Origin of the sequence: Antrihabitans stalagmiti, assembly GCF_016482825.1 — a bacterium.
GTDB classification, from domain to species: domain Bacteria; phylum Actinomycetota; class Actinomycetes; order Mycobacteriales; family Mycobacteriaceae; genus Antrihabitans; species Antrihabitans stalagmiti.
This window is the reverse complement of the sequence record NZ_JAEMNV010000022.1, coordinates 1-12694: the sequence shown is the minus strand read 5'-3', so window position 1 is coordinate 12694 and position 12694 is coordinate 1. Positions and strand designations below refer to the sequence as shown.

The following is a 12694-nucleotide window of genomic DNA, read 5'->3' as shown; positions in this document are numbered from 1 at the left end:
GTACTACCCGGCCAGCGCCGAGCAGGACATGAAATGGGGCCTGGTCCCCAAGGCCTACCCGTCGGCGACGCGGTTCAACTTCGAGCACGCCGACGCCCAGGCCCGCGGCTGCTACGACGCCGGGATTCGCAAAGGTGCCTACGGCTGGCGAGACGTGCTGACCGATCTGCTCAACAGCAAGCCGATCGAGATCACCAAGTCCAAGCAATATCGCGACGCCACCGGTGGTGACGGGCTGCACGATGCGGCCACGCGTGCCGCTCAGGCCCGCGCACAGCGGCTGTCCCAAGAGTTCGGTCAGTGGGCACTGCACACCGATACCGACCGCACCGAACGGTTGCTCGACCGCTACAACGAGCTGTTCAACTCCGTCGTCGCACCGTCCTACGACGGATCCGCACGCGTCTTTCCCGGGTTGGGGTCCTCCTTCAAACCCTATGACTATCAACGCAATGCGGTCGCCCGCATCGTCAGCGAACCGTCGGTGCTGCTCGATCATGTCGTCGGGGCCGGCAAGAGCGGCACCATGTTCATGGGTGCGATGGAACTCAAACGACTCGGACTGGCAGCGAAGCCGTGGATCGTGGTGCCCAACCACATCGTCGACCAAGTGACGAGCGAAGCGTTGCGCTGGTATCCCGGTGCGAAGGTGCTCTCCGGTGCGGCCGCGACCGATGCCGACATGCGGAGACTGTTCGTCGCCCAATCGGCGTCCCAAGACTGGGACATGGTGATCGTGCCGATGTCGGTGTTCGTCCGGGTCGGTGTCGCGCCGTCGACGAAGGCGGAGTTCATTCAGATCCGGCTCGACAAGCTCAACGCTTTCGACGCCGAACACGACGACAGTGTCAAAGCGATCGAAAAGGCCAAGGCCACACTGGAAGCCAAACTCACCGAAGCCCTCGACGACGAAAAACGCGACACCGGACTGAATTTCGAATCCTCCGGCTGTGACTACCTGTTCATCGACGAGGCGCACAACTTCAAAAACCTCGTCCGCGCCTCCCACATCCAAGAACTCGCCTGCCCAGGTTCCGATCAAGCACTCGATCTGCAGATGAAACTGACTCATCTGCGCGATCAACGCCGCGCCCAGGCGGTCGCCGCCGGGATCGGCGACGACGAATACGTCGAACGGGTCGCCACCTTCGCCACCGGCACACCGGTCGCCAACTCCCTCGCCGAACTATGGGTCATGCAAACCTATTTGCGACCGGATCTGCTCGCCGACGCCGAAGTCTCCGACCTCGACGAATGGGGAGCCGCGTTCACCGAAACCGTGGAACGGGTGGAACTCAACAGTTCCGGCAGTCGACTACGCCCGGTGACCCGGGTGGGCGAATACACCAACGTGGGCGATCTGGTCGCCATCAACAGTGTGTTCACCGACTTCGTCGGCCGCGAACGAGTCCCGGTTCCGTTGCCGGAAAAGAACACCGGCACCAACGAAGTCGCAGTGTTCACCCCACCGCAGGAAGTGCTCGACTTCATCGCCGACCTCGGCTGGCGCGCCGACAACGGTGATCCGTCCCGGCCCGACATCGACAACACCCTCGTCATTGCCGATCACGGCCGCAAAGCATCGCTGGATCCGCGGGCGGCGCACCTGCACCTGACCGCGAAAGAGTTCCGTGTCGACGGCACCACCCGCGCTGCGGTCGTGTCGCAGAAGATGTTGGAGATCTGGAACGCCACGAAAGACAATCGGTATCGCGACAAGTTCGGCGAGATGTCTCCGACGCCGGGCGGGCTGCAGATCGGGTTCTGCGATCGCGGCACCCCGAAGCCGGGGGAGTGGTCGGTGTATCAGGAGATCAAGGATCGCCTCGTCGCCGGCGGGATGGATCCGCACTCGATCCGGTTCGTGCACGACTACCCGAAACCGTCGCAGAAAGCGCAGCTGTTCGCCGACTGCACCAACGGACGCGTCTCGGTGCTGCTCGGATCGACCGAGAAAATGGGTACAGGAACGAATGTGCAGGGCCGGGCGGTGGCGTTGATACACATCGACGTGCCCTGGCGCCCGGCGGATCTGGAGCAACGCGAAGGTCGCATCATCCGCCAAGGCAACCAGAACGAGCAGGTGCGAGTGCTCAACATCGTCGCCGAACGCACCTACGACACGGTGATGTGGCAGACCGTGCACAAGAAGGCGCACTACATCGAACAACTCCGCCGCGCCGACCGGTCGATGCGTCGGGTGCCGAACCTCGACGCCGATTCCGTCGCCGAGAACGCCGCGCTGACAAAGGCTCTCGCGACCGGGGATCAACGCTATATTCGGCAAGTGGAGCTCGACTCCCACGTCCAGGACTTGCAAGCCCAAGCCGACGCCCATTTCGCCGAGCAACGCAGCATCGAACGCGACCGTGACCGGCTCCGGGTGCGGGTTCCGTTGTCGGAGAAACGATTGCAGCTGCTCACGGCCGCAGCGCCGGCGTTGCAGGCGTGGCGTGACCGCGACGGGTTCGACATGACGATCAGCAGCCGCCGATTCAGCAAACGTTCCGAGGCGTCGGCGGCGTTGCAGATGTCGCTGCGTGAGGCGTGGGGAGCGTTGAAAGGCAAAGGTTTACACGAATCACTGCCGGTCGCCGAGATCGCCGGACATACCGTCGAAGTGGTGCGGTCGATGACATCGAGCGAACTGTTCGTCCGCTTCGAATCGTTGCCGATCGCCAACCGCGCATTCGATCCGAACGAGCTGTATACGCCGATCAGCTCTGCGACGTCGGAGCAGGGTCGGGCGGCTCGGGCGTCGGGCATCATGACCCGCGTCGAGAACATGGTCGACGACGCCGGCGCGGAACTCGCACGCCTCGAATACACCCTCACCGAGGACCGGCGACGGCTGGCCATCCTCGAGAACACCACTATGAGCGATTTTCCGGACGCCGTGCAGCTGCAGGACCTCTGTACCGAACTGCATGTGCTGCGGCGCGAGCTGCGAGATGCGGAGAACAGTCCGGAAGCGTTGGCCCGCAACCTCGCTCGCACCCAACGACTGGAAAAGAAAGGGCGCGAAGACGGGTGGAGTCTGCTGCTCAACCCGACACCGGCACTGGTCGAAGACCTCGGATTCGAGGACGCCGACGCAGTACGGGAGATGATGGCCACCCGCGAAATGGAGGCTCAGCGCGACCTGCATCTGCAGACGGTCACCGAATCGCCGACCGGGCGGCGAAACCAGTCCGCTGCTCAGCTGACTGCCATGACCGCTCCGCCTGCATCGACACGTCCGCGGCGGCACACCACGACGGCGCACCCGCAGACAAATCCGAACGACGATGTCGGACTCACCAAGAACACTGACTACGGCGCAGATCCGGACCTGTGACATCACGATGTCAGATCCTCGGAAATGCCCATGCAACGCTGATCGTCGACCACGTGTTTTCACCGGGGAGGAAATCCAACATGAAGATCCGAACGATCCAACACACGTCTGCAGCTGCGCTGCTCGCCTGCTGCATGATGACCGCATTGGCCGGGTGCGGCTCGTCGACCGACACCGAGACCGCCGCGCCGAACACACAAGTTCCTTCGTCCACTCTCGCTCCCACGACCACAGCTACCGCGACGGTGTCCACCGCATCGTCGCCGCCTCCAGGACAGGAGACGCCCTTGGCCGATGTGGACGCGAACTTCTACACCGGGCAGGCGTTCGGCACGCATTTCGTCGACCAATCCGGCCGGGTCGCGTGCAACTTCAACCCGGTCATGGGTGGCTGCGTCCTGACCGCACCCGCACATCACGCATCAAGCACGATGCCGGTATGTGCTGGTAGTGACACTGCGATGCCCTATACGGCGGTTGGCTGGCGCACAGCGTCTGAATTACAGACCCAAGCACCGACCACGTGTCGGACGCTGGACAAGGTTTTCAACATGCCACTCGGGCCCGGCCCGGACGGAACATTCAAAGATGCCGAGCTGCCGGTGAACTCGCGGATCACTATTCGAACCAGCTTCGACGATCCCTCCGCGACGATCGTCTGCGGATCGCGTGCGTCCGGCCTTCGTTGCAGCAACAGCGCCGGTCACGGGTTCTTCGCGGATTCGGTTGGACTCGACGTGTACTGAGCCGCCGAAGTACGAAGATCTGACAAGGGGATATAGAGCCAGCCGGCGACTGACGGCGCGGGCTGGCTGGTTGTAAAACATAGGAAGCGTGGACGCCTCGCTACGGTTTGGCAGCCAACACAACCGGCACACGACTCGTGCCGGCGTACCAATCGCGGAGTCCAGGCTCGATCGCACCGAGTAACCGAGCAGCCGTCAGATGATAAGACCGCACATCGGTGAGGATGAGCGGCTCCAGGTGCGCCACACGGTTTCGCAGCTGATGAAGGCGATTGACCCAAAAATGCACGACCAGCGGCGACGGATTATGAGGGAATGCCGCGTGCAGTGCGTCGGTCCAGAGCTTCTGCTGCCCACTCACCGCGCTGCCGGAGGTCTTCTTGGGAAGCAGCTTCACCCAAGTTCCGAACGTAATGTGAGCGACGACATCATCGTGGCTGACGGGGAATCTGTGCCGGGGATGACCGGGTGAGCGTAGATCGCAATCAGATTGGGCGCGCTTCTTTGCGGTGGCAAAAGTCGAGTGCGCCGGGCGGCCTCGGCCTCGTGCCGGCGGATTGAGGATTTTATGCAGCGGAGGAGCTGGGCGTTCTACCCAGTTTGCCGCGAATGCAGCAGACCCAGTCGGCGAAGGCTGCTGAGGGTTCCACAGTTTCAGTTCCCGATCGATCGCATTGCGTAGCATCACCTCGACCACACCCAATGATTCTTGCAGCGCCCCGGCCATCTCGACGTTCCAGCGGTACAGCTCGAGTGCAGCCCGATCACTTCCGGCGACCGCAAGATACGTATCGAACCGCGGACGTGAGAGATGTGAGACAACCGCCATAACCGACTTTTGTTGCATAGACCGTCCTCTCTGACTACGCTTGCATCTAGAAGCGGGGACCGAAAGGCACCTCGCATAACATAGAGCCCACCCCCAGGCAGCGTTTGCGCAGCCTGGGGGCGCTTTTATGTCGGGGTCCTGTGAAGCCGTCGACGATTGCGCGGGGAGGCCCACGCGCGTCACGACGAGCATCAGGCCTTGGTCTCACGGATCAGCGCCAACCCGCCTTACTGGGGAGGCTCGGGATGGGGAGGTGCACACGGACGGACGCGTCACAGGTCGCGGCCGATCTCGTGTCCGAGGGCAGGGTCGAGATCGGGCCGCGGTACGTTCGTCGGGCGGTGGTCTTGGTCCCGTGCTTCGCGTTCTCGTACACGGTCTTCGATTCGCCGTTCGGTCGCCGTCTGTGCCTCTCGTCGAGCTTGTTCGGCGAGAAGTGTGTCCAACTTCGTTGTTGCTGCACGGCGTTCGTCGGTGATTCGTTCGCGCATGTGTTCGCGCTCGTCCTTGGCTGCGGCGGCGGCGGCCCCGGCTGCGCGCTCGGTCGCCTGGACGTCCGCGTTCTGGGCTTGTGCCTCGATACGGTTCCAGTCCGACGGGTGTGCGCCGGCGTCGGCCGCTCGGGTGGATGCCGCGATGGTCTCGGTCTGCGCTTGTTGGTGTTCGCGTACTCGTTGTTCGCGTACTCGGTCCGCGTCTGCGAGTTCGGCGGTGAGTTTGGAGCGTGCGCCGACTCGAATTGCAGGAGTTCTTTCCAGTTGATGACGCAGTTTAGCTGCCTGGGCATACGCCTCACGCAGCGCATTTTCGGCTGCAGCTTCCACGCTGGCAGCGGTGCGAGCGCCTGTGATTGCCGCGGTCTGATGGTTCAGGTTGGCGGCGGCCTCGGAGGCTTCCGCTTCGCTCTCGGGACGTTTCCAACCGATCAGGTCATAGTCGTCGCGGGACAGGCGTCGACGGACTCCGTCGATGCTGGCGGCGAGTTCGGTGTCGGTGAGCATCCGCAACGGATCCGACGCGGCGGCAGTGGCGAACGCTGCAGCGTAGTCGCGGCGTTCGAGCCGTACGGCGAGGGCGCGGAACGTGGCATCTGCTGCACGGAGGGTGCCGGCGGCCGCGAGTTCACGGGCTCCGGCCATTTCGGCGCGGTCCAACTGTGCCGCGATTCGTTCGGCGACGAAGCGGGCCTGGTGCACGACGTCGAGGTCGAGTTCTTGAGCAAGTAGGCGTGCTTGCTCCACGTCGTCGCGGGTGACAACACCGCGGCCGCCGGCGAACGCTTCGAGTGCGACTTGGGCGGCATCGGCGTCAGTACGTGCGGAGTCTGCCGCCGCACGGTAGTACTGGGCTTCCATTTCTTGCAGGCTCGCGTCGAGTTCCAGCGATGCTGCGGTGGTGTCGTCGCCGGCAGCGCGTGCAGTCGTGGCGTCGCGTCGCAGGGTGGCGACGGCGTCCTCGGCGGCGGACGCGGCGAGGTCGGCTTCGACCCACCTTTCGTGTGCGTCGAGAGCGTCGATCCGGTAGGGCCGTTGCGCGTCGGCGCGGTAGGCGAGCTCGAGAACCATCGGTTCGGTCGCGGCGACGTGCTCACTGGTTCCGGTGTGAAACGCCGACCACAATCGCGCCACATGATGTTCGGCGGCCGCAAGATCCGCGCCGAGCTGGTCGATCCGATCGCCGATCGACAGGTCGGGGTAAGGGAGTTCGACCTCAGGGAACGGTGCCCATTCCGTGATGTCGACACCAAGGTCATCGACAAAGGCCGATAGTGCGCGATCGCTGTCCAGCTCGAGCTCGTCGTCGAACCGATCCAGCTCATCGGCCGGTGGTTCGAGGACGAGTAATGGGTCGAGGTAAACGTCATCGCCGATGACAACCCTTTCCGGCAGGGCCTCGCCGTCGAGCAGCTCGACGCCGAAGTCCGCATCCGCCGGATCCGGGGGAGCGGACTCGACGTCGACCGGCTCGGCGGGCAGCGGCACGTTGCCGAACCGGGGCGCGGTGAGCAGTGTTTCGATGCGCCAGGTCATGGCGGTGGCGACCTGATCGGCGCGGATCGGGTCGTCGTATTGGGCGGCGAGGATCGATTCGCGCGCGACGGTCAGCAGCTGGGTGGGGGTCCACTCGGCGGGGTCGGCGGAGTCGATGACAGCGACGAGTCGAGCGAATCCCGGATCGGCGATGATGCGGTCGGAGTACTCCGGCACCACCGTGTGCAGCGTCGGCAGCCAGTCGGGGTGTCGTGCCGCGAGGTCACCGGATTCGATGTCGGCGACGACCTCGGGTTGCAGGGTGCGCGACATCCGCCACCACAGGGCAGCGGCGGCGAGTTCGTCGGGCAGGGGCCGCTCGTCGATGCAGGTGCCGACGAGGGCGTGCACGTCGAGTCCGGCATGTTTGGCGAGGCTGAGTTTGTCGGCGAGCACCGGCCAGAACGGATCGAGCCGGATCCGCGGATCGAGCTTGTCGACCAGCGGTGCCCACAGCGCGGCGGCACTGTTGGGGTCGCCGATCGCTCGGGTGGCGCGGCCGTCGAGGCGACGTTGATAGCGCGATTCGACGACGGCGTAGCGGTCCGGTCCGGTGGGTCGGCGGTCGGTGTCGTCGACACGCATCGCCGCACGCCATACGGCGAGATCGCGCAGCAGGGCGGGGTGCTCGCCCACGATCGGACGTGCCCATAGCGGTGCATCCGACAGCGACCAGTCGCTGGCTGCGGTGCGGACCTGCTCGGCGAGAGCGGTCACGAGTTCGCTGCGCGCCGACAGATACGCGCCCCACGTCGGCGACTGTTGCAGGGTTGTCGGGATCCCGCGTTGCCAGGGCAATGGGCCGGTCCCGCTGGAGTGTGCGCCGGTCTCGTCGAGTCGCCAATCCAGGACGGCGGCAACGTCGGCCGCGGTGTCGAGCGCACCGTAGATGCGGTTGAGTTTCGGGGAATGCGCCGCCGTGTGCAGGTCGTCGACGGCGTCGCGACCGTCGACGGCGAGGGTCGCCAGGTGCTTACGCAGTGTCGGCCAGGCGGCGGAGTCGGTGAGCCCGGTCCACGTGTTTTCGGCTCCGGCATCGATGACCGCCAGGGCGTCGGCACCGATCGCGGCTTCGGCCGCGGAGCCGACCGCATCGGTGTACGCCGCGGCGGCGTGAGCGAGTCGACCACGCGGATCGTCGAGCTCACGCTGTGCGGTGGTCGCCGACACCTGCGCACTGGATCGAGCGAGAATGCCGGTCAGAGCGTCGACGGCGGTGAGCGGGTTGAGTACTTCCGGATGCAGCGCTTTGTGGACGTCGCCATCAGTGGCGGTGGAGACGTAGGCGTCGTTGCGGCGCTTCCCTCGGGTCAGCGGGACGTAGAGATCTTCGCGGCTGCTACTGCCGTCCTCCAGTGTGTGCGAGGTGTCGGCAGTGATGCCTTGGGCGGAGCTGGCGGTGGAGGCGTAACCGAGTTCGGCGTACTCGCGGACATAACTCGCGGGCAGACGAACCCGGCGGCGGCTACGCAGATGAGTGACGTCGAGGGAACCGTCGTCGTGAATGGCGTTGATCGTCCAGCGGTAGCCGTTGCGGACGTAGTCGGTGCGCGAGATGGGTAGTCGACGATCGTTGTTGCGGGTCAAGACGACGTCACCGACGGAGGCGGGGAGCCCGTCGGCCAGCGCGACCACCGCACCGACGCGGCTATCGGGGAGGGCGGCGATGCGGTCGGTGCGGGCACGCAGGTTCAGGTCGGCGACGAGTTCGCGGGTGGGTGCCATCATCACCGAGTCGAGACCGGCGGCGCGGTCTCGTGACCAGGCTGTGTAGAGCGTGTTCTTGACGGTTTCGATGTCGCCGACGTGGACGCGTTGGTTGTCGATGTAGAAGGCGATCGCTGCCGGATCGCCGTCGCGTAGGGCGAGACTGGCGTTGCCTTCGGCGGGATCGGTGAACCGCATGACTTGGGTGAGTGTGATCGCCCCGGCCGATTCGGCGATGTCGCGGATGACACCGCCGGCAGCGATCGAGGACTTCTGTTTGTCGTCGCCGATCATGCGGACACTGCCACCTCGCCACAGAATGAACCGCACTGCGGCGTCGAGGTTTTCGGTGCCGGCCATGGCGGCTTCGTCGATGATGACGAGTGTTTTGTCGTCGATCTCACGCATCCAGTGCGGGATCTGCACGGGCTTTCCGGTGCGTCCGGCCTTTTCCATTTGGGCGAGGACGTGGGTCATTTTGTCGATGGTGTCGGTGGTGGTGTCGATTTCTTCGCGCAGTACTCCGGCGGCGGCGCCGGTCGGTGCCAGGCCGATGATGGTGCCGCCTTCGCTCTGCCAGGCGCGGGCGAGGACTTTCATGGCGGTGGTTTTGCCGGTGCCTGCGGGGGCGATCGCCACTTGCAGTCGTGCACCGGAGGTGGCCATGCGGCGTACGAGTTCGGCTTGGCCGGCGTTGAGGGAGCGACCGTTGTTGTTGGCGGCGTATTCGAGCAGGGCGACCGCGACGGTGGAGTCAGGGATCTGATGACCGCCGGGTTGGTGTGCGGCGGCGATGAGGCGTTCTTCGGCGGCGATGACGGCGGCTGATGTGTAGAGCTGACTGCGCGCAGTGGTGTAGACGCTGGTTCCGTCGAGACGTCGCAACGGTGCTGGCTCGTCGAACTGATCGGGTAGACGACGAGGGATGGAGCGACGGATGCTCAGTGCTGCGAGCACCAGCTGGTCGGCTATTCGTTGTCCGTGTTCGGGGTCCGCGTTTGCTGCGCGGACGATCCGCTCCGCTTCCGCTCTCACATGCGCCTCCTGCCATGTGGCGCGGCTTGTTGCCACTCGCGAGATGAGCGCCTTTGCCGAGGTGGATATCCATCGATCGTCGAGTTCAGCGCTGGGGCCGCGATTGGGGTGGCGCGCTCGATGCACCATTTCAGATAGTGCATGGGCGCCACCGACAGCCGCGATGGCTTCGTGGCGCCACGTGGCGCGCTGCTCCGCTTCGGTCCGCGGCTCGTGCTTGGCCTGGCGGGTCTCCAAGGTGGCGCGTTCGGCGAGCGCAAACATCTCGTGGGGTGTTGGCTCTCGGCCGTGGTCGGCTTGGAAGCTTTTGGCGAGCGCGCCAGTGCGTTTGGTGATGGCGGCGCTTCGAGCCGACCAGCGTTCGATGAGGCGAGAGTCAACACCGACTATTTCTCGTATTGGGCGCTTTTCATTCTGGACCGACGGTCGTTCGGCGAAGTGCAGGCCGAGTCGGTTTCGAAGGTGTGCTTCGAGGCGCGTGTTGTAGTGCTCGGATGCGCAGACTGCCCATTTGTAGAGCATTCGTGCATCCAGAGCCAGCCACCGCCAACTGCCATCCGCGGTCCGGGCACGGACTTTGTTGCTGATCACGACGTGGGTGTGCAAATCGGGGTCGCCAGCCCGTGAATCGCGGTGCGTGAATGCTGTCGCTGTCAATCCATTCGTCTCGACCTGCTGCACTCCGTCGGTGCCCAGGCGGGTGTATCCAGCGACCTTTTCGAGAAAACTTAGATAATCAGCCACGGCAGCCTCGTGACACTTCTCTATTTCTTTCGCAATCGATCGCGGCGCAACTGCCCACAGTGCAGATACTGATTTGACGGGGGAGCAGCAACCGTCGAACCCGGCGACAGCGGTCGTCCGGTTGCGCGAGTTTCGAGCAGTCCATCCAGACAGCTCGCGCTCGTCCAGTGGAGCGCGTTCGTATTCGGCAGTGAACATCTCTGTCGCGACGTCGGTCCGGATCCTTGCGCGTTCCTCGTCTGGAATCGCCGCGAGGCCTTTCTCGCCGTTGGCGACGTTGAAGTCAACGAAGCGTTCCGCAACAGTCTGTCGAAATTTGGTGCTGCCGTGGTAGATCCGATACCGAGCGCCGATCCGAGCGGATGCCTCCGCCGCACGTTTGGCGGCCTTGCTGTCGGCACCCTTGGCGACCTGGTCGGCGAGTGTCTGCCTCCGGATCTTGTCTGCATCAGGATGCAGGCCCTCGCCGTAGAGTGCCTTCATCTGTGCTTCAGTGACCGGATCGCCGATGTCGATCGAGTCAAACGCGGCGAGCCCGTTGCCTAGCCACCGCCCCGGCGACTCTCCCTTCGCCGAGTAATAGTCGGACAGCGAGCTCCGGCCCTTCTCGGTGCTGTCCATCGCTGCAACGGACTTCACGTAATACGTGTAGCCATCGCCGGCGGTGAGTTTGTGAAGCGTCGCTGTCACATTCTCAGAATAGCGGACGTTATCTTTTCGTTATCCTTAATGCAAGAGGTGTGAAGGTGAAATATGGGTTTGACGATTATTGGTTGGGGTCGCGATGTAGTTGGCTCGGACGGTACGGCGCGGGGCTGGGGGACAGAACTTTTAGGGACAAGGATTTGTTGTTCCAGTGGGTTGATTGATTTGAGTTCGATAGGTGTCGTTCGCACGCTGTCGGTTGCCAGGCAAATGTATATTGGTCCAATTAGAACAGTAGTTCCGGTTGGTCCAGATTTACAATTGCGAGCTGGAATGGACTGTGACGTCCGAAGAAATCGGGCTGGTGACGTCTATCGGATGGCATGCGCGCCTGCACTGCAGGTGCCGCTGGCGCGTGAGTAGGTCGGACAAGCTCTGCGATGCGGTGATGCAATCTTTGCCGACACGAGCCGGGGGGACCCCAGCCGAGCAGTTGGGTAAGTGTGACTAGCGAGTCGGAGCTCGGTCGCTGGCACCTTGCCGACATGTCGGCCTCGTGTACTCGCTCCGCCTCCAGGCGGGCGGCGGCACTACGCGATCGCCGCCGTTTGTGTCAGTGCGAGCATCTATCGTCCAAACCTATGGAGGTGAACAAGGCGACTCGACAATCGGTGGCGGCAAGCGAGCCCGTCGCCGCGCACTACTGGCAAGTCGCTCGCGCTCTATACCGGACCCTGCGTTGCGACGGTCCGGCCTTGGACTCGCTTGACCCAGGTCCGATCGTGCTCCGTCGTGACGAACATGTGCACTTGCACCTGCCGACAAACTACGCGCGGTATATAGCAATCGAGGACGGTTATCCGCCGGCATGGAATGTGCAGCAGAGCGTCGACGTGCTGGTCACGACCGACGGTCTGATCGCAACGCTGCGCGGCGGAGATATTCTTCGCTTCGATTGGGAGCGCGTCACCGCGTTTTATCCGGAACCGACGCGATGGACTATGACGTTCCAGTTCGACGGCGAGGCCAGCCCTCTGCGGTTGCGGGGCTACGCCGTCCCACAGTTCTGCGTATACGCGACGCTGCAGCTTCGTAGCATCGACTACTTCCTGACCAGCGATCCACTCAGCCCGCTTCTGTAGACGTCCTCGCGCCCGGGGCGCTAGCGCATCAGAACAAGGAGATTTGATCTTTGCGGGCTCGTTCGTTGGCAAGGGTTACATAGGCATTGGCCAATCGTCGAGCAGTGTCGCTGGTGCACCCCAGCTCGATCCCGATTGCGGTCCACGGCGTGCCGGATTCGCGTAGCCGTTGCGCATGTCCGCCGACATCGAGATCCTCCTCGGTGAGGGTGCTCATTGCGGGAGTCCTGTCCGCTCCGGTCGGGTTGTGCTGCGCCGTCAGTGACAGCGCACCAAGCATGTCGCCTTTGTCAGGCTGAACACTCATGACAATGCCTGCGTAGCGGCGTCGAGACGGGTCTTCGCATCGCGACGTTCCCGGCCGAGGACACACATCTGCTCGAAGAGTTCGTCTAATCTTCACCTCTCTCACAGTGTCTTTGACGTCGTGGGAGCGGCGGCGTGTCAGCTTTGTTTGCACGTGAGCGGATGGTTGCCTA

7 protein-coding genes are annotated in these 12694 nt (G+C 63.8%); 3 read left to right on the top strand and 4 right to left on the bottom strand.

Annotated features, from left to right (window positions below; all coding sequences use genetic code 11):
• The coding region (locus tag JGU71_RS29340) for a helicase-like domain-containing protein (protein WP_372433262.1) at positions 1-3337 on the top strand (3337 nt) is incomplete at its 5' end.
• Between the two features lie 10 nt (positions 3338-3347).
• Here JGU71_RS29340 and JGU71_RS29335 read toward each other — a convergent pair.
• Positions 3348-3551, bottom strand: coding sequence for a hypothetical protein (locus JGU71_RS29335; protein WP_199708681.1), 204 nt, complete (start codon positions 3549-3551; stop codon positions 3348-3350).
• A 73-nt stretch (positions 3552-3624) separates the two neighbouring features.
• Here JGU71_RS29335 and JGU71_RS29330 point away from each other — a divergent pair, with 73 nt between their 5' ends.
• On the top strand, positions 3625-4083 hold the full coding sequence (locus tag JGU71_RS29330; RefSeq protein WP_199708680.1) for a hypothetical protein: 459 nt from the start codon (positions 3625-3627) through the stop codon (positions 4081-4083).
• 100 nt (positions 4084-4183) lie between these two features.
• On the opposite strand, the gene JGU71_RS29325 is transcribed toward JGU71_RS29330, so the two are convergent.
• Positions 4184-4930 carry a hypothetical protein gene (locus tag JGU71_RS29325; protein WP_199708679.1) on the bottom strand — a complete coding sequence of 249 codons (747 nt, stop codon included), beginning with the start codon at positions 4928-4930 and terminating at the stop codon, positions 4184-4186.
• A 254-nt stretch (positions 4931-5184) separates the two neighbouring features.
• Entirely contained in the window at positions 5185-11118 is a 5934-nt protein-coding gene (mobF, locus tag JGU71_RS29320) for a MobF family relaxase (protein ID WP_199708678.1), read from the bottom strand.
• A 596-nt stretch (positions 11119-11714) separates the two neighbouring features.
• On the opposite strand from mobF, the gene JGU71_RS29315 reads away from it, so the two are divergent.
• Positions 11715-12215 carry a hypothetical protein gene (locus JGU71_RS29315; RefSeq protein WP_199708677.1) on the top strand — a complete coding sequence of 167 codons (501 nt, stop codon included), beginning with the start codon at positions 11715-11717 and terminating at the stop codon, positions 12213-12215.
• 28 nt (positions 12216-12243) lie between these two features.
• Here JGU71_RS29315 and JGU71_RS29310 read toward each other — a convergent pair whose 3' ends face one another.
• Complete coding sequence (locus JGU71_RS29310; RefSeq protein WP_233530272.1) at positions 12244-12522, bottom strand: hypothetical protein; 279 nt, start codon at positions 12520-12522, stop codon at positions 12244-12246.
• Positions 12523-12694 lie beyond the last annotated feature (172 nt).